Here is an 18,391-nt window from a genome sequence, read left to right on the forward strand (position 1 = left end):
AATTTGCGCGGATGCGCTCGATTTTTGACAGGGGGTATTGTGCGGATTTAAACCCAGGATGCCAGCCATTCGCGGGTTGCCTGCCAGCGGGGTGACTGCTCGAGCTCACTCCAGCTGGTTATTTTCGCCTGACCGCGCATGCGCGCCAGCCGTCGACTGGACTCCGGATCCGGGGTAAAGCCCTCCAGCGCCTTGAGTACTTCCAGTGCGCCCTGCCGGTTGTTGCAGACCACACCCATATCGCAACCCGCCTGCATCGCCGCGCGAATCCGTTCCGCATAGCCTCCGGCGGCGCCCGCCCCCTCCATGGTCAGGTCATCGCTGAAAATCACCCCGTCAAAACCGAGGCGTTTACGCAGTATTTCCTGTAGCCAGAAACGCGAAAAACCCACCGGGTTTTCATCCACCTGGGCAAAGCGGATATGGGCCGGCATCACCGCCTGCAGCTCACCGGCGGCTATGCACTCGGCAAACGGGACACAATCTGAAGCCAGCACCTGTTCCAGTGTCCGCTGGTCAACCGGCAGTTCTTCATGGCTGTCTTCCAGCACCTGACCGTGCCCCGGAAAATGCTTGCCGGTGGTGGCCATACCGGCCTCGTGCATACCGGCAATAAATGGCCGCGCCTTTTCGGCGAGTACCAAAGGATCGCGGGCAAAACTGCGATCGCCCACGATCTTGCAGAAGTCGTCGTCTGCGTCCAGTACCGGTGCAAAACTGAAATCGACGTCCACCGCCAGCAACTCCGCCGCCAGCAGCCACCCCACATCGCGAAGCTGCTGGGTATTGGCGCGCGCGCTCAGAGCCTGCATGGATGGAATACGGGTGAAGGTGTCGCGAAAACGCTGTACGCGGCCGCCTTCCTGGTCGACAGCCAGCAGGATTTCGGAACGCACGCTGCGGATATCAGCCACCAGCGCCTCGAGCTGTTCGCGGCTGCGAAAATTGCGCGCAAAGAAAATCAGCCCCCCTACCATGGGGTGGCGCAACAGCTCGCGGTCCTCGTCATTGAGTTCCGTGCCGTCCACATCAATCATCACCGGACCAATCTGTACAGACATGGTATGTCAGCTCCTTTAACCAACCTGGAATCTTTCCGCGGCTATTTCACCATTTCACACAGTCACAATTCGCGGAACCGCAGCACACCGTGTGGACAGGCTAGTGCAATCAGGCCGCACCCACGTCCGGCGCGGTCAACATCGCCACTGCCGCTGGCGCGAGTCGTGCCAGGGTCTCATCGAGACTGCTCACGGCACCAAAATCTTCCCTCAGGATAGCTTCGATCGCATCGAAGCTGGAAAGGGAAAATATGGTGGCACCCAGCATAAAGTACAGACGCCAATAGAAAGTGACAGGGTCCACCTGTGGCAGCACACCGGATAACTGCCCGGCAAAGCGTCGGTAGCTGGCACCGTAGCGCGATACGATAAAGCGCCGCAGATGGCCCTGTGACTGGGTGTAGGCAAGCCCCAGCAGGCGCATGAAGCGTTTGGGGTCGCGCCCCTCCCGAGCGAGCCCTGCCAGCGCGACCCGATAGAGGCTCTGCAGCAGATCTTCTACCTGCAGTTGCGCCTGCGACTCACGGCGGTTCAGTTCCCGATCCAGACTTTCCGTAAAAGGCGTAAGAAAGCGCTCAAATACTGCCTGTATCAGCTCTTTTTTTGAACCAAAGTGATAGTTCACCGCCGCGAGATTGACCCCGGCGGTGCTGGTAATTGTGCGCAAGGAGGTCTCGGTGAAGCCGCGTTCGGCAAACAATACCTCGGCTGCATCGAGAATCCGGTTGACGGTATCCAGCTGACTCATCCCAATTCAAACCATCAATTAAAACGTTTGTTTAAGAGCTGAGACTAGCACATCGTCACCCAATCGAACATTTCCCGGCCAATCAAACATTTCCCGGATAACAGGCCACGCTGGTGGCCCTGTCATCCCCAAACCGCCACCCAGGTCACACGCTGCCCACTATTTAACGAATATCGGACTCCACGGTTACCAGCCTCTCGCCACGCACGCTAGATTGGAAATACAGGCCAGTGATTGGCTCCTAGCATTGATAAACAACAGGAGGCATACCATGGCGAGAATCGCACCGGAAATCGGCAGTTGGTTCGAAAACTTTGAGAGCGGAGATCTGTTTGAAGTGGTCGCCGTTGATCAGCCATCACGTACCATCGAAATCCAGTATCTCGACGGTACGCTGGACGAAATAGATTTTCACAGCTGGCCGCAGTTACCGATTATCGGCGCCGCAGCGCCGGAAGACGCCAATGCCGGCTATGGCACCTGGGCAAAAGAAATGCAGGATGATGAAGATGCGGGGTTTACCAGCCCGATTTTTTCGCCTGCGCAAAGCGCGATAGACCGCCTTGAAGGCGAAGCGTTTCCCGGCACTGACGAAGGCAAGTAAGCGGACTCCACTTAAGCTCGCACAAGGGAAACTGTGCAATAGCCAAAAGCCCTGAGCGTGATTGTTTAGTCCTCGCGACGGCGAATGTAATCAATGATGATCTCCGCCGCTTCGTCCACGGTATCTACCAGTTTGAATAAATCCAGGTCCCCGGCGTCGATACACTCGCGCTCAAGTACGGTATTTACCAGCCAGTCCATCAGACCAGACCAGTAGCGCTTGCCCACGAGCACAATGGGGAAGCGGCGCACTTTTTGCGTCTGCACGAGGGTCAGGGCTTCAAACAGTTCGTCCATGGTACCGAAGCCTCCAGGCATGGCGATAAAGCCCACCGCGTGCTTCATGAACATGAATTTACGCACGAAGAAATAACGGAAATTCAGCCGGATATCCAGATACGGATTGGGCGTCTGCTCGAATGGCAGTTCTATATTCAGGCCGATGGATGCGCCGGCGTGGGTGAAAGCGCCGCGATTGCACGCTTCCATAATGCCCGGACCGCCGCCGGTAATCACGGGGATCCCCTCGGTGGCCAGCAGCTCGCCGAGACGCATTCCTTGCTGATACTCGACCGCGTCCTCCCTGAACCTGGCGCTGCCGAACACCGTAACGGCACCTTTAAGGGTAATCAGCCGCTCTATGCCATCAACCAGTTCCGACTGAATACGCAGCACACGCCACGCTTCCGGCATCTTTGCATCCAGCATATGCCTGCTTCCTTTCACTTGCTTCTTATTGTTACAGCGAGCCCGGCAGCCCTGGTTTCCTTCGGGTTTTAGATTTCGCCGGTCACCTCAAGTCTAGCAGTAAGGACGCGACAACCCCGTGGATTGCGCGGGGGGAAAATCTGTATATAATCCCAGCAACTGTATAAAAATACAGACAAAAGGAAGCGCTCATGACAAACCTTACCGCTCGTCAGGCCCAGGTACTGGAACTGATCAAATCTTATCTGGATGAAACAGGCTATCCGCCCACCAGAGCCGAAATTGCCCAGGAGCTGGGTTTCCGCTCGCCAAATGCGGCGGAAGAGCATTTGAAAGCACTGGCGCGCAAGGGCGCAATTGAAATGGTTGCCGGCGCTTCCCGCGGCATTCGCATTCCTGGTCACCAGAGTGGCCTACCCATTGTCGGCCGCGTCGCTGCGGGCAACCCGATTCTGGCGGAAGAAAATATCGAGGAATATTGCGAAATTCCCGCGGAATTTTTTCATCCGCCGGCCGACTACCTGCTGCGAGTGCACGGTATGAGCATGAAGAACGCGGGTATTTTCGACGGCGACCTACTCGCGGTACAACGCACCGACAATATTCGCAATGGCCAGATTGTAGTGGCCCGAATTGAAGATGAGGTTACCGTCAAGCGCTTCAAGCGTCGCGGCAATCAGGCCATGGTCCAGCTACTGCCTGAAAATGAGGATTTTGACATCATCGAAGTGGATATGCGTGACAAGAATTTCGCGATCGAGGGCCTGGCAGTAGGCGTGATTCGCCAGAATCCCTATTGATGGGTATAGCGAGCAGCGCTCGGCTGTGACGCCAGCAAATAAAAACGGGGCTCAATGAGCCCCGTTTTTATTTGCTTTCGGTGTAGGTGCCGAGCGCCTCACTTTCAGTGAATAGTGTGCTCGGTAACCTCGAGCTCCTCGTCTTCGAAGGGCTCTGGCTCCATAGCACCAATCTCCTGCACCGCTTCGATACCCGCCTCCAACATGGCGCGGGCAATGGCAATCTTGTGCTCGCGCAGAAAATCCAAGCTTTCATCCGAGAAATGGATACGCACCAGCGGGTCCCCTTTGTGACCGGCGCGTCGCAACGCCACATCACCATTGGACAACTCGATGATTTCGTAAGTCTCAGAGGACATTCACTTCTCCAGTTACAGCGTGATTTGACGGCAGTGTAACACAGGGATCAGTGATTCATCAGCGGCCAGGCAAGGATCGACACGATGGCAGGCCACCGCCCTACCACTCCTGGCCTTGGGCGCGCTGGCGCGCCACCAGCTCGTTGAGCTGGCGGTGCCAGTGCCGAAGGCTCTCGCGGTCGAGGCCGGCGGAAAAATTGGTATCCAGCTGACGCAGGGGTATCAGGGTCTGCACGCCGTTGTTGGCGGCGGACTCCTGGGCGCCACCACCAGCAGGACGCCACAGTCCCTGCCAGCAGCGGGCCATGGCACTGAACCAGCTGTCAGGATTCTCCTCGAGCCCCACCAGTTCAGCCACTTCGGCACTGAACTTGCCCCGGGCGGCAGTCAGCTCCTGAAGCCGGTGTGCCGCTTCCGGCTCGCCACCGGGCTTGAAACCGAGCTGCAACTGGTGGCCCTGCTCCGCAAGAAATGCGCGATGCGCCCGCCACAGCTGCAGCAGCGTGCCTTCCAGCAGCGCCGACTGGTGTAGCGGATTGCTCTCGGCTTCCCCGGCCTCCAGGGACTGCAGTAACAGCTCGGCTTTCCGCAGCGCCGAAGCCACTGTACCGGTATAGGGGTTGCTCACAGCGTTACCTATTTTGCCGGCGATTTTTTAGCAGGCGCTTTTTTTACGGCTGCCTTTTTCGCGGCGGCTTTCTTGGCCGGGGCCTTTTTGGCTGCCGCCTTCTTAGGTGCCGCAGATTTGCTGCCAGAATCTTCTACCAGCCACTTGCCGCCGGTGTAGAAAGCTTTCCAGCCGGTCGCCTTGCCGTCCTCCTCAGACTGCACATACTGCTCCTGAGTCTTGCGGCTGAACCGCACCACGGTGTCCCGCCCTTCGCTGTCCTCTGTCGGTGCAGAAAACAGGAAGCTGTACTTGGGATCAATCTCGTCCTTGTGCGGCAACAGCTCCTTCACCAGCGGTGCGCGGGTTTCGCGATTTTTCGGGAACTGGCTAGCCGCCAGGAACAGGCCCGAGGCGCCATCGCGCAGGATGTAAGTGTCGTCGACCTTTTCGCAAGCGAGCTCCGGCATCGGCACCGGGTCCATTTTCGGCGGTGCAGCCTGGCCGTTTTTCAACAACTTGCGGGTATTTTTACAGGCGTCGTTGGTACAGCCGAAGTATTTGCCGAAGCGGCCGGACTTCAACTGCATATCGCTGCCGCACTTGTCACACTCGATCAGCGGGCCATCGTAGCCCTTGATCTTGAATGTGCCCTTCTCTACTTCGAAACCGTTGCAGTCCGGGTTGTTACCGCAGATATGCAGCTTGCGCTGTTCGTCCAGCAGGTAACTGTCCATCGCCGTGCCGCATTTCGGGCAACGGCGTTTGTCACGCAGCTGGCGGGTTTCCGCCTCTTCATCCTTGTCCGCGTCAATGGCCTCTTCGCCGGACACCAGGTTCATGGTGTTGGTGCAACGCTCCTTGGGCGGCAACGCATAGCCGGAACAGCCGAGAAACACACCGGTGGAACCGGTGCGAATCTGCATATGGCGACCGCACTGGCTGCACTCGATATCGGTGTCGGTAGGTGCATTGCGGCGCATACCGCCATCCGCGTCCTGAGCAATCTCGAGGCGCTTGCTGAAACCGGAGTAAAACTCATCCAGCAGCGCTTTCCAGCCCCTCTTGCCTTCCGCCACCGCATCCAGCGACTCTTCCAGATTCGCCGTGAATCCGTAGTCCATCAGATCGGTAAAGCTTTCGCTCAGACGGTCGGTGACAATGTCGCCCATCTTTTCTGCGTAGAAACGACGGTTCTCCAGGCGCACGTATCCGCGATCCTGAATGGTGGAAATAATCGAGGCGTAGGTGGACGGACGGCCAATACCGCGCTTTTCCAGCTCTTTTACCAGCGCCGCTTCGCTGAAACGTGCCGGTGGCTTGGTAAAGTGCTGCTTCGGGTCCAGCTTCTTGAGGTTGAGCTTTTCGCCAACCTTGATATCCGGCAGCACCAGGTCTTCATCTTTCTTGCTCTGCGGCGGCGCCACCTTGAGGAAACCGTCAAAACGGATTACACGGCCGCGGGTGCGCAGCTCGAAGTCACCGGCATTCACCACAACAGAGGTGGAAGTGAACTGCGCCGGTGTCATCTGGCAGGCCACAAACTGTTGCCAGATCAGGGTGTAAAGGCGCTCTGCGTCACGCTCCATACCGGACAACATATTGGGTTTCACCCGCACATCCGATGGGCGAATGGCCTCGTGCGCTTCCTGGGCACCCTCTTTGCTGCTGTATCGATTCGGGGTTTCCGGGAGATATTTCTCGCCGTAACTCTCACCAATGAAATCCCGCACCGAGGCCACTGCCTCCGCACTCAGGTTGGTGGAGTCGGTACGCATGTAGGTGATGTAGCCAGCCTCATACAGGCGCTGCGCCATCATCATGGTTTTCTTCACACTGAAACCGAGACGGTTACTGGCCGCCTGCTGCAGGGTGGAGGTAATAAATGGTGCACCGGGCTTGGAGCTGGTGGGCTTGTCTTCCCGCGCCGTAACTTCAAAGTTGCTGGACTGCAGTGCCTGCAGCGCAGCCATGGCCTGCGCTTCATTGACGGGGCGGAAGTTCTCGCCACCCTGCTTTTTCACCTCGAGCCGTAGTGCGTCGGACTTGGCCGTTTCCGTATCCGCAAACAGCGTCCAGTACTCTTCGGGAATAAACGCGCGGATTTCCCGCTCGCGCTCCACCACAAGACGCACGGCAACAGACTGCACGCGACCGGCGGACAGACCGCGGGCAACTTTCTCCCACAGCAGCGGAGACACCATGTAACCCACGATGCGATCGAGGAAACGGCGTGCCTGCTGGGCATTTACACGATCGATATCCAGCGGGCCGGGACTCTTGAATGCTTCCTGGATCGCAGACTTGGTAATTTCATTGAACACCACGCGACGGAAGCGCTGCTCATCGCCACCGATGGCCTCGCGCAGGTGCCATGCAATGGCCTCCCCCTCGCGATCCAAGTCCGTTGCGAGATAAACGGTGTCGGCACTGGCCGCGAGCTTGCGCAGCTCGTCCACCACCTTTTCCTTGCCGGGAAGAATCTCGTAGTGGGCTTCCCAGTCGTGGTCGGGGTCAATACCCATGCGCTTGATCAGCTGCTCATGGCTTTTCTTGCGCTTGTAGACCTCTTTATCTTCCTTGGAAAGCTTGCGGGTTTCCGCCGCCCGACGGGCGCGCTCCTTGGCATCCACCGGCTGCTTGCTGGAAGCACCGGTAGGAAGATCCCGGATATGACCGATACTGGACTTCACCACAAAGTCCTTACCGAGATACTTGTTGATCGTTTTCGCCTTCGCCGGCGATTCGACGATGACCAGTGATTTACCCATAAGCTTCTGATTTTTAAAAGAAAATTTACTGCTTCTGCACCTTCGGCACGAGCCGTTATGAGCGGTGCGCTGCGCGAATATATATGCTCCGCCCCCGGTATGGTCAAGCAAGCGTCACATTTCGGTGACCAGATTGATCATTTTGCATGCGATTCTGACCAATCATCCGTCAGTTGGTTCGACAAAATCTCACCGCTAGGCCATGGCGATTCCACAAGCTTGCCACCCGCATAACTCCGAACCGGCCGCTAGAAACAGTAGACCAGTTCGGCAAGGCGGCGAGTCAGGAGTCCCGATGCCCGCCCGCGCTACCTTCCTCGCGTGAATTTCCCACTGGTGCCCCTCCCACCTGTGGCAGGCGGATTGCTTCCTCTATTACCGGGCGCACGGCGCCGAGCGCGTGGATAATCGCATCGAGTCCGGCGCCGCCGCTGCGCTCGCGCCACTGCACACCGAGACCGGCATCGTTGGCAAAAATCGCGGTAGCGTCCGCCGGCAACAGGGAGATCAACTCCTTAAGGGACGGCTTGGCGGCCTCCGGTGCCTCGCGCTTTTTGCGCCAGTCCCAGACACCATCGAAGTTCAGTTCGTGAGACATACGCTGCAATTCAAGCCCCCACCCGCTCTGCAGGCGGCGTGGATTTCGCCACTGGGAAAAATAGACGGCCGCGGTGCCGGCACCCTGGGATTCGGGTAGCGGCTGTATCTGGACCTTAAGCCCGGCACTGGCGGCGCGCTGACGCAGCTCTGCCAGCTTTTTGTCGCGACTGCTGGGCTTCAGCCACATTACCGGACCGACCACCAGGGTGATGGCAAAAATAATAACGACGATTGGCAGCCAACTGGCCATGGGCACTCCCTGTGAATGAGCGATGAAAATCGGAACTCTGTAAATGGCTCAATACCGTGACATAACGGCAATCTGCACAGTATGCCTGGCAAACGGCAGTATCATGCCCCGATTTAGGCGCGCATTTTTCTCCGCAAGGCAGAGGTTGTGTCAAGCCTGTTTTTTTAAAGTAGACTCAATGCAGCAAACCGGGCGCTCCACCAATTAGTGCGGAAGCGCCAGAAATTCAACAGTACGTGGGGGCAATATGTCAGGCTATAACAATATTCTGGTTGGACTGGACCTCTCTCAGGAATCCACTCAAGTTCTGGATCGCGCCGCGGAGATTGCTGCGCAAAGCGATGCACAACTGAGCCTTGCCCATATCATCGAGCCGCTTACCTTTGCTTATGGCGGCGATATTCCGATGGATCTCTCCGAGGTACAGGAACAACTGCAGAACCAGGCAAAAGAGCAGTTGCGACGGGCCGCAGCTCCCCTGAATATCCCGGCGGAACGCCAGCACGTGGTGCTCGGCCAGCCGGCGACGGAAATTCACCGCCTGGCTGAGGATGCCGGTTGCGATCTGATCGTGATCGGCAGCCACGGCCGTCACGGCCTGGCGCTGTTATTGGGTTCAACCGCCAACGGTGTGCTGCACGGCGCGGGATGCGATGTACTGGCGGTGCGGGTGCACCCTACCGGCGAATCCAAATAACACCTGTTATAAAAACGGGGGCATCAAGCCCCCGTTTCCGTTGCGTCTGGCGCCAACAAGTTCTGCCCAGAACGCCCTACATGCTGTCGAGCTCCGCCCACCGCTCAAACGCCACTTCCAGCGCTTCCTGTAACTCGGTCAGTTTCTGCAAGCGCGCCTGCACCAGGTCGCTGTCCTGCTGGTAAAAGTCCGGCTGTCCCACCTCCTCTTCCAGTGCGGCGATTTCCGTTTCCAGCGTCTCGATCTGGGCGGGTAACGCATCCAGCTCCCGCTGCAGCTTGTAACTGAGTTTTTTAGTTTTCGGCGCCGCTGCAGCGCTCTTTTCGGTCGCAGCGCTCTCCGCGGCATCCACACTTGCGGACTCCGTCTCGCTAGCTTCCCCGGCCCGCTCCCGCTTGCGGGACCTGAGCTGCTCCTCCGCACTGAGGAAGCGTCCGCCCTGACGCACGAAATCCTGATAGCCACCCACGTACTCCCGTACTACGCCGTTGCCTTCAAACGCGAGGCAGCTTTCCACCACGTTGTCGAGAAAGGCTCGGTCGTGGCTGACGAGCAACACTGTGCCGGAAAAATCCAACAGCAGCTGCTCGAGCAGCTCCAGTGTCTCCACATCCAGGTCGTTGGTAGGTTCGTCCAGCACCAGGATATTCGCGGGTTGACTGAAAAGCTTTGCCAACAACGCGCGGTTGCGCTCTCCACCGCTCAGGGCCCCGACCTTGGTGCGAGCCTTGACGCCGGTAAACAGGAAATCGCTCAGGTACGACATCACATGGCGGGTACTCCCACCCACGTCGATGCTTTCGCGCCCCTCGGCGATGTTGTCTACCACGGTGAGTTCCGGATTCAGCGTATCCCGGCGCTGATCGAAATAGGCCACCTGCAACTTGGTGCCGAGTCGGATACTGCCGGCCTGGGCCTCGAGTTCACCGAGCAGCAGACGAATCAGGGTACTCTTGCCCGCACCGTTCGGGCCGATCAGACCCACTTTGTCGCCCCGCATCAGGGTAAAGTCGAGGTCGCGGATCAGCGGCACCAGCTCGCCCTGCTCGTCGGTAAAGCCGAAGCTCACGCCCTTCAGTTCCGCCACCAGTTTGCCGGAGCGCTCACCCGCATCCAGCGACATCTTCGCCACGCCCTGGCGTTCGCGGCGGGCCTGACGCTCCCGGCGCAGAGCCTGCAGGGCGCGCACACGGCCCTCATTGCGGGTGCGCCGGGCCTTGATGCCCTGTCTAATCCACGCCTCCTCCTGCGCGAGTTTTTTATCGAACAGGGCGTCGTTGCGCGCCTCTTCTTCCAGCTGTTTTTCCTTCTCCTGCTGGTAGCGGTCGAAGGGACAGTTGAATACCCGCAGGATGCCGCGATCCAGATCCCATACCGAGGTCGCCAGTCGCTGCGCCAACGCGCGGTCGTGGCTGACGAACAACAGAGCACCGCGGTAGGTGGCGAGAAAGGTCTCCAGCCACTCTACCGCGGCGATATCCAGGTGGTTGGTGGGCTCGTCCAGAATAAGCAGATCCGGTTCCGTCACCAACGCCCTGGCGAGTGCCGCACGACGTTGCCAGCCACCCGAGAGGTCCATCACCCTGACATTTTCGTCCAGGTCCAGGCGGTCGAGAACGCTGTCGATCCGCGCCAGCAGCTCCCAGCCGTGCGCGCTGTCAATCTTCGCCTGCAGGTCCGGGTTCTGGTTGTCGCGGTATTCCGACAGCCAGCCGCCTACCTCGCCGAGGCCTTCGGCGACATAACGGTAAACCGTGTGGTCGCAATCTTCCGGCAGGGCCTGCTCAAGTGTGGCGAGCACGGTGCCGCTCTGGCGGATGATTTCGCCTTCGTCCGGATCGCCCTTGCCGCCGATAAGGCTCAAAAGGCTGGACTTGCCCTCGCCGTTGCGCCCAACCAGGCAAATACGATCTCCGCGCTCAATCTTGGCGCTCACATGATCCGCCAATACCTGCACGCCATAGCGCAAACAAACGCCATCCAACTGAAGCAACATAAATAAACACTACAATGGTTTTGGGACATCCCTATAAATCTACCGCGCATGTGCCGGTCGCGACTGGCCGCCCGCTAGGGAAGATTTTTGAGGTGCACTGGTGAAAACGGACATTTTACGCTTTATTCTGCGCCCTTCGAATAAGCGATTTCTCAATCGGGTGTTCAGTATGTCGATTGGCAGTAATGGACTCGCCATTTTCCTCTCCGCAATGTTTGTTGGCGGCTTCGCGGCCGCACCGCTTTTGCACGCCCAGAGCGCAGCAGATGCCGCCGAACCCGCGTCGTTGCTCGCCTCCGCGGGCACAGCCGCTACAGCGGCCCTAAAAGCGGAAACCCGGGAGGTGCGGGAGGCGGAAGCGGCAGTCGCCCAGCGCAACAAGCTGCAGGAAGCTCGCATGGCCATTGCCCGCAATGACCAGCGCCGTCTGGCCCAGCTCAAAAAGGAGCTCAAAGACTACCCGCTGTTGCCCTACCTGGATTACTGGAACATCAGCAAGAATCTCGCGCGTCTGCCCTACGGCGATATCGATGCGTTCCTGGAGAAGCACGACGGCACTGCCGTCGGTGACTGGATGCGTATCCGCGTGTTGCGCGAGCTGGGTGCGCGAGAGCGCTTCCGCGATTACCTCAAGTACTACCGCCCGGAGTGGATCACACGCACTCAATTGCGCTGCTACTACGTGGACGCGCTGTCCCGCTACGGCGACAAGAAAGAAGCCTACGCCCTTATCGAAGAACTCTGGACCGTCGGTGCCTCGCAGCCGAAAGAGTGTGACCCCGCCTTCAACCGCTGGGTCAATGACGGCGGCCTCACCCAGGAGCGCATCTGGAAACGCCACGCACTGTCTGTGAGTGCCGGCAATCTGGATCTTGCCGGTTATATCGCCCGCAAACTGGATACGGACCGCGCGCGCCGTGCGGAGCTGATGCGCGAGGTCTATCGCAAACCGGAGCTGATTCTCAATTACGAACGCTTTATCCAGGAAGAGCCGGAATACCGCGACATCGTATCCATCGGCCTGCGTCGGCTGGCGTCCCAGAACGCGGAAAAGGCAGAGGCGGCCTGGCAGCGCTACAGCGCCAGCTATCTCTACTCCGATGAGGAAAGCGACGAATTCCTGCGCTATCTGGCGCTACAATTCGCACGCCAGGACGACCAACAGGGCCTGGAGACACTGATCAAGTCCACCCAGGGATTTTTTGATTTGCGCACTTCCGAGTGGCTTATCCGCCAGTCCCTGCGGGAAATGGACTGGGCCCAGGTAGAGTTCTGGATCGACCGCCTGCCCACGGAAGAGCAAAACCTCGACCGCTGGCTCTACTGGAAAGCCAGAGCCATCAACGAACAGAACAACAAGCAGGATCCGGCGCGTAAGGCCGAGGCGGAAAAGCTATTCCAGAAAGCCGCCCTCGAGCGCAGCTATTACGGATTCCTCGCGTCGGACACCATCAAACGGGAATACAGCTTCGTCGACCACCCTGCCCCGGTAACCCCAAAACAGGTGAAAGAGGTCGCCGCACGCCCGGGCATGCAGCGGGCACGGGAATTACAGGCGATCGGCGAGTTCTACCACGCGCGCCGGGAATGGGATTACGCCACGGAAAAAATGAAGCCCGAAGAACTGATGACCGCGGGCAAGATTGCGAGCTCCTGGGGCTGGTACCACAAGTCCATCCAGTCAATCCTGGCGGCAAACTACCTGGATGATCTGGAGCTGCGCTTTCCGCTGGCATTTACCGATATTGTCAGTGACGTCGCCAGCAACCTGGGCAAAAAGACAGCCCTGGATTCCTATCTGGTATTGGCGGTGGCACGCCAGGAGAGCCATTTCAGCCACGATGCGAAATCCAACGCCGGTGCCATGGGGTTAATGCAGCTGTTGCCCTCTACCGCCGAGGCCACCGCACGCAAGGCCGGCGTGCCATACCGGCGCAGTTGGGATCTGCTGAATCCGAATACCAATATCACCCTCGGTGCCTACTACCTCAACTCACTGCTGAACCGCTTCGACAACAACCGGTTCCTCGCCGCCGCAGCCTACAATGCGGGGCCCACGCGGGTGGCCAGCTGGCTCAAGGACACCAATAAAAAGCTTCCGTTTGATGTGTGGATAGAAACCATTCCCTACAGCGAAACCCGCAAGTATGTGCAGAATGTGCTGTCCTACTCGGTTATCTACGCTTACCGCAGTGGCGACAAGGCTCCACTACTGACCAAGGTCGAGGCCGAATCACGGCTTTAGTTACGGATTACGAAGCGGGAAGTACGTCAGAAAGACGCGAGGCGCCGGTTATCGGCGCCTCGTATTTCAGGAAGTGCAAAAACAATCAGGGCAACCGGGCCTGCAGCCAGGACTCCAGCTCACTGGCCGTAAACGGCCAGCAAAGCACGTCCTCCACCTCGCCGAGTCCTACCACCGGGATACTCCAGCCGAACAACCGGGTCAGTTCCTCGTCATCGGCAATATCCACCGGCTGCAGAAACAAGCCAAACTTTTCCAGCAGCGGCCAGATCTCCGGTTTCGCCTTTTCACACAGGCTGCAACCGAGGGTGGTATAGAACACCAGCGGACGTTGCGACATGGATTAAACCAGCTCCTTAGACAAGCCCCTGGCCCTGCGCCCAGAAATAACCGCCAACGGCGACCGCGGCCACCAGAGCGCCAACCCAGATCCAGCCGTTACCGCGCGCGCTGGCGACGTCACCTGTAACGCCGTGTGCCGAGTGAGGGACTTCAGGCACATCTTGTTGCAGTGGCGATTTTGCCGTCGGGCGAGTGCGCGCCCGGTCGATGGCCTGTGTCAAAGCGGCACTCTGGCGCGCTGCTTCAGGGAGCGGGACGGCCTGGCGCACGGTGGTTTTATCGAGATCGTCTGCAGGTCCCACCACGCTGAAACTCAGGCTGTCAAAGCGCAGCTCATCACCCCTGCGTACACGGCATTCAGTGACCCGTTGATTGTTCAAAAAGGTACCGTTCGCAGAGCCCAGGTCCACCACAAACAACAGCCCCTCCCGCACTTCGAGACGCGCGTGGCGGCGGGAGAGATGGGACATGGCAAAGGTCAGGTCACATTCGTCCGAACGCCCCACCACCGAAGTCTCGCGCACCGGGAACACCCGCCCGACGATGGCCGGGTGATTGGCACGCAGTGCCCACGAGACATTGGCGTTGGCGCCAGCGGCCTTGAGCCGGGTAACTTTAGGGTCGACCACCGTGAGATTCCGCTCCCCCAGCTGTATCCGGTCATTCCGGTACAGGCGGCAATTGCCGTCAACCAGTTTTCCGTTAACCATCACCTGGCCATTTCCTGCCAGATTGCGAAGCTCCAGCTCTTCTCCGTCTACCAGAATCTCCGCGTGGAGTTTCGCCACCGAAGCATCCGCCAGTGTCAGATCGCACTGACTGCCACGGCCGATTGTGACCTTGGGCGCCACCAGCCATACGCTTTGACTGGCATCTTTTACGTCACAAAGTTTCAGCATTGTTCAGGTTTCCTCGAATGCGCATGACGGCGTACATTTTTAAACCAGCCGCCACTGCCAACCAAACAGAACCAATTGAAAACAGGTTAGGCGCCATATCCAGCGCGTGCACGGGTTACAACACAAGCCCGTAGCGGCAAGTTTATCACGGCCAAATTCATTGGCCTGTGAATCGGTTTGCAGCTTACAATGCCCGCAGGCTCTAGTATGGAAGTGTCGAAAACCGCATGGAATTGCGCGGTTTTGCACTTGCGACAATAACGACAGGTAACAGGTAGTTGTATACCAGTGAGTGAAGCCAAGGTAGATGCCAATGTTAATGCCGGCGGAAGTACCGGTGGGAGCGAACGCCCTAGCGGGGTGAGCCACCCCGTTTTCCGTGAAGCGCAACGCAGTGCCGGTGCAACGCACCCGGGTTATCGCCGCGAGCAGAACGAGGATGCTTTCTGGGGCGACGAGTCCCGAGGTGTCTGGGTCGTGGCGGATGGCCTCGGCGGCCACCAGGCCGGTGAAATTGCCAGCCAAACTGTGGTGGAAGAAATTCAGCGCTCATCGGCCACCGACCGACATTACGAGCAGGCCCTGCGCCGAGCCCACGCCCTTCTCGTGGGCGAAGAAACCAACACTACCGCCATGGGAACCACCGCGGTGGTTGTGGCAGAAGACGGCAATTATTTTCACATCTATTGGGTCGGCGACAGCCGCGCCTATCTGTGGACCCCGCCGACAACCAACAGTAGCGACGAGACCGAGGCAAATACTCCGCACGGCTCTCTCAAGCAGCTGACGGTTGACCACTCCTATGTGCAGATGCTGGTGGACTCCGGAGCCATCAATCAGGAAGAAGCTGCCTGCCACCCCAATCGCCACGTCATTACGCGCTGCATCGGTGGTTCCACCAATCCGACACTGGAAATTGATCGCGCCTCATTTGCCTGGAACCCTGGGCAGAAACTCCTCTTGTGCAGTGACGGCCTCAGCAACGATGTCAGCGCGGAAGAAATCTGCCAGATACTGGCAAAAAATACCGACAACCAGCGCGCCAGTGAACTGCTGGTTGCCGCGGCTCTGGATGCTGGCGGTCGCGACAATATCACCGTACAGGTGATCAACTCTCCGGATTCTGCGATACCAAATGACGAAAACCTGAACTCCTGCACACCTCCCCGGCCACCTGTGTCCCAGCAAATTTCTTCCTTTCCGCGCACACTGCCCGCCAGAATCGCTACAATTGTGATTATTTTTTCAATGGGTGTTTACGCGGCCTGGCAGCTGCTGAACGGTTAACGGAATTAGGGACAGGCTCGAATGGAAGTTGTCAGCAGCGGTGCCGCTTCGCTGGAAATTCCCGGCTACCAGATCCTTAAAAAGATCAATCAGGGTGGAATGTCCACCGTCTACCTGGCCACCCAGCGCAGCATGGGCCGGCAGGTGGCGCTCAAGGTCATGTCGCCGGTTCTGAATGCCGACCCGATTTTCAGTGAACGCTTCCAGCGCGAAGCCAATATCGTCGGCCAGCTTTCCCATCCCAATATCGTCGCCATTCACGATATCGGCCGCTACCGTAGCCTCAACTACATCGCGATGGATTACCTACCCGGCGGGTCGGTGGCGGACGCACTTACCCGCGGCGCTATCGAGCCGCTGGAAGCACTGCAAATTACCCGCCAGATCGCGATGGCGCTGGATCACGCCAGCAACAAGGGTTATGTACACCGGGATCTCAAGCCGGAAAATATCCTGTTCCGGGAAGACGGATCCGCCGTGCTCACGGATTTTGGTGTGGCCCGCGCAGTAGCCCGCACCACACGCATGACCAACACCGGCATGGTGGTGGGCACCCCCCATTACATGAGCCCGGAGCAGGCTCGCGGTGCCGCTGTGGATGGGCGTGCAGATCTGTACAGCCTGGGGGTGGTGCTCTACGAAATGCTCACCAGTGCCGTGCCCTTCCAAGCCGAAGAGGCCGTGGCAATCGCCATCAAGCACCTTACCGACCCAATACCACGTCTGCCTGCCCGCCATACCCTGTATCAGGGACTGATCGACCGCTTCCTGGCCAAGGATCCGGACCAACGCTTCCAACGCGGTCTGGATGTGGTCGATGCCATAGACCAATTACTGGCGGCACTCGACGGAAAGTCCCCAGCCAACAACACCAAGCTGAACAACACTTCCGTGCGCGTTTCCAGCCTGCTGCGCGCACTGGTAATGACACTTTATGGCACCCTGTGCGACCGCATCGGTGCCACTTGGGCACGCTGGCGCGACAAGCCGCTGCACCAACAGCATCCCCGCGCCGAACAGCAAACCATCATGCGTTTCCAGGAGGTGCTACATCACGGCGCCCCCAGCAAACGCCGCTCCCGGCGTTATACGGGCATCATTGCTGCCGCGGTGATCATTACCCTGGTCATCTGGGCGAAAAATCCTCAGTGGTCCAGCGCACCCACAGCTAACCCGGAATCACCCGCGACCGAAATAGCGGACTCCCGCCCTGCTGTGTCCGCGCGCACGGAACCGGCAAACCAGCAAGCTCCGGCAATATCCGCTGAAGATGAAAATCTGTACAACCAGGCATCCAGCGAGGAAGTCGCTGCACCTGAGGTCGCAGTGCCGGCAGTCGCCGCATTGGCAGATTCACCGGTAAATATCTCTGACAGCAAACAGCCAGCAACGGTGGAAGGGTTACCCGCGGAGCCCACCCCAACGCCGTCTGTCGAGGAAGCACCACCCACCTACTCGCTGCGAGTTTCGGTTAAGCCGAACGATGCGCGTATTCGTATTATGAATATTGTTCCGCGCTACTCCCCCGGAATCACCTTGGAGCCTGGCCGCTACGACATCGAGGTGAGCAAACCGGGCTATAGTACCGTGCGCCGCTGGATTGAAATCAGCAGTGCGGATGTCAAGCTGGCAGTGGAACTGGAGCGTAAATATTTTCCCGGCAGGAATTTTCAGTCGCCGCTCAAGTCCGGTGGTTCTGGCCCAGAAATGGTAGTGGTGTCTCCCGGCAGTTTTACCATGGGCAATAACCAGCGCCCGTTCACCAGCCCGGAACACAAAATTGCGATCAGCCGCCCCTATGCCATCGGCGCCCATGAAATTACGTTCAATGACTACGACCGTTTTGCCAAGGCAACCGGCCGCGCGCTGCCTAGCGATGGAAATTGGGGCCGTGGAAAACGACCGGTGATGAATATCAGCTGGCAGGATGCACAGCGCTATGCTGAGTGGTTAAGCAAGGAAAGTGGCTACAAGTATCGTCTGGCCAGTGAGGCAGAATGGGAATACGCGGCCCGCGCCGGCACCACAACCCCCTTCTGGTGGGGCGATGGCAGCGCCAAGGGCAAAGCCAATTGCCGGCGCGGCTGTGCCAGTGAATTCAGCACCCTGTTCACCGCCTCCACCGCACCGGTGGGCAACTACAAAGCCAATGCATTCGGCCTCTACGATACCGCCGGCAATGTGGGTGAATGGGTTCAGGATTGTTTTCTCGGCGACTTCACCAACCACCGCGGCGATACCCGTCCGGTGCAGCTGAAGAACTGCGATCTGCGCGTAGTGCGCGGTGGCTCCATGCGCGAGCCACTGCGCAATATCAGCTCTGACTACCGTACCGGCCTCAGTGAAAAGGCGAGCTCCAAAGAGGTGGGCTTCCGGCTGGTGATGGAGCTGTAAGACTCCATCACCGCGCTCCTTTTT

16 protein-coding genes are annotated in these 18,391 nt (G+C 58.6%); 6 read left to right on the forward strand and 10 right to left on the reverse strand.

Annotated features, from left to right (window positions below):
* Window positions 1-47: 47 nt before the first annotated feature.
* Both nagZ and VIL80_RS09595 read right to left on the reverse strand, forming a co-directional pair.
* Window positions 48-1,061: a beta-N-acetylhexosaminidase gene (gene nagZ / locus VIL80_RS09590; RefSeq protein WP_332035887.1), complete on the reverse strand. Its 1,014-nt coding sequence runs from the start codon at window positions 1,059-1,061 to the stop codon at window positions 48-50.
* Between the two features lie 109 nt (window positions 1,062-1,170).
* Window positions 1,171-1,809, reverse strand: a complete 639-nt coding sequence (locus VIL80_RS09595; RefSeq protein WP_332035888.1) for a TetR/AcrR family transcriptional regulator — start codon at window positions 1,807-1,809, stop codon at window positions 1,171-1,173.
* Window positions 1,810-2,080: 271 nt separating this feature from the next.
* On the opposite strand from VIL80_RS09595, the gene VIL80_RS09600 reads away from it, so the two are divergent.
* On the forward strand, window positions 2,081-2,413 hold the full coding sequence (locus VIL80_RS09600; RefSeq protein WP_332035889.1) for a DUF6763 family protein: 333 nt from the start codon (window positions 2,081-2,083) through the stop codon (window positions 2,411-2,413).
* A gap of 65 nt (window positions 2,414-2,478) precedes the next feature.
* Here VIL80_RS09600 and VIL80_RS09605 read toward each other — a convergent pair whose 3' ends face one another.
* Window positions 2,479-3,120 carry an LOG family protein gene (locus tag VIL80_RS09605; RefSeq protein WP_332035890.1) on the reverse strand — a complete coding sequence of 214 codons (642 nt, stop codon included), beginning with the start codon at window positions 3,118-3,120 and terminating at the stop codon, window positions 2,479-2,481.
* Window positions 3,121-3,311: 191 nt separating this feature from the next.
* On the opposite strand from VIL80_RS09605, the gene lexA reads away from it, so the two are divergent.
* Entirely contained in the window at window positions 3,312-3,920 is a 609-nt protein-coding gene (lexA, locus tag VIL80_RS09610; RefSeq protein ID WP_332035891.1) for a transcriptional repressor LexA, read from the forward strand.
* Between the two features lie 104 nt (window positions 3,921-4,024).
* On the opposite strand, the gene VIL80_RS09615 is transcribed toward lexA, so the two are convergent.
* From VIL80_RS09615 to VIL80_RS09630, 4 genes are all read right to left on the reverse strand, one after another.
* The gene (locus VIL80_RS09615; protein ID WP_332035892.1) at window positions 4,025-4,279 is read right to left on the reverse strand and encodes a hypothetical protein; all 255 of its coding nucleotides are present in this window, start codon (window positions 4,277-4,279) and stop codon (window positions 4,025-4,027) included.
* A gap of 100 nt (window positions 4,280-4,379) precedes the next feature.
* Complete coding sequence (locus tag VIL80_RS09620) at window positions 4,380-4,907, reverse strand: DUF6586 family protein (protein WP_332035893.1); 528 nt, start codon at window positions 4,905-4,907, stop codon at window positions 4,380-4,382.
* An 8-nt stretch (window positions 4,908-4,915) separates the two neighbouring features.
* Window positions 4,916-7,657: a type I DNA topoisomerase gene (gene topA / locus VIL80_RS09625; protein WP_332035894.1), complete on the reverse strand. Its 2,742-nt coding sequence runs from the start codon at window positions 7,655-7,657 to the stop codon at window positions 4,916-4,918.
* 283 nt (window positions 7,658-7,940) lie between these two features.
* Window positions 7,941-8,507, reverse strand: a complete 567-nt coding sequence (locus VIL80_RS09630; protein ID WP_332035895.1) for a hypothetical protein — start codon at window positions 8,505-8,507, stop codon at window positions 7,941-7,943.
* Between the two features lie 247 nt (window positions 8,508-8,754).
* Here VIL80_RS09630 and VIL80_RS09635 point away from each other — a divergent pair, with 247 nt between their 5' ends.
* Window positions 8,755-9,204, forward strand: coding sequence for a universal stress protein (locus tag VIL80_RS09635; protein WP_332035896.1), 450 nt, complete (start codon window positions 8,755-8,757; stop codon window positions 9,202-9,204).
* Window positions 9,205-9,280: 76 nt separating this feature from the next.
* Here VIL80_RS09635 and VIL80_RS09640 read toward each other — a convergent pair whose 3' ends face one another.
* On the reverse strand, window positions 9,281-11,200 hold the full coding sequence (locus VIL80_RS09640) for an ATP-binding cassette domain-containing protein (protein WP_332035897.1): 1,920 nt from the start codon (window positions 11,198-11,200) through the stop codon (window positions 9,281-9,283).
* A gap of 169 nt (window positions 11,201-11,369) precedes the next feature.
* Here VIL80_RS09640 and VIL80_RS09645 point away from each other — a divergent pair, with 169 nt between their 5' ends.
* Window positions 11,370-13,445 carry a transglycosylase SLT domain-containing protein gene (locus tag VIL80_RS09645; protein ID WP_332035898.1) on the forward strand — a complete coding sequence of 692 codons (2,076 nt, stop codon included), beginning with the start codon at window positions 11,370-11,372 and terminating at the stop codon, window positions 13,443-13,445.
* Between the two features lie 85 nt (window positions 13,446-13,530).
* Here VIL80_RS09645 and VIL80_RS09650 read toward each other — a convergent pair whose 3' ends face one another.
* Window positions 13,531-13,785, reverse strand: coding sequence for a glutaredoxin family protein (locus tag VIL80_RS09650; protein WP_332035899.1), 255 nt, complete (start codon window positions 13,783-13,785; stop codon window positions 13,531-13,533).
* 16 nt (window positions 13,786-13,801) lie between these two features.
* The gene (locus tag VIL80_RS09655; protein ID WP_332035900.1) at window positions 13,802-14,686 is read right to left on the reverse strand and encodes an FHA domain-containing protein; all 885 of its coding nucleotides are present in this window, start codon (window positions 14,684-14,686) and stop codon (window positions 13,802-13,804) included.
* Window positions 14,687-14,974: 288 nt separating this feature from the next.
* On the opposite strand from VIL80_RS09655, the gene VIL80_RS09660 reads away from it, so the two are divergent.
* Both VIL80_RS09660 and VIL80_RS09665 read left to right on the forward strand, forming a co-directional pair.
* Window positions 14,975-15,973: a PP2C family protein-serine/threonine phosphatase gene (locus VIL80_RS09660; RefSeq protein ID WP_332035901.1), complete on the forward strand. Its 999-nt coding sequence runs from the start codon at window positions 14,975-14,977 to the stop codon at window positions 15,971-15,973.
* A gap of 21 nt (window positions 15,974-15,994) precedes the next feature.
* Window positions 15,995-18,367, forward strand: a complete 2,373-nt coding sequence (locus VIL80_RS09665; protein ID WP_332035902.1) for a bifunctional serine/threonine-protein kinase/formylglycine-generating enzyme family protein — start codon at window positions 15,995-15,997, stop codon at window positions 18,365-18,367.
* The last annotated feature ends 24 nt before the right edge of the window (window positions 18,368-18,391 follow it).

Origin of the sequence: Microbulbifer sp., from assembly GCF_036563125.1 — a bacterium.
GTDB lineage: Bacteria > Pseudomonadota > Gammaproteobacteria > Pseudomonadales > Cellvibrionaceae > Microbulbifer.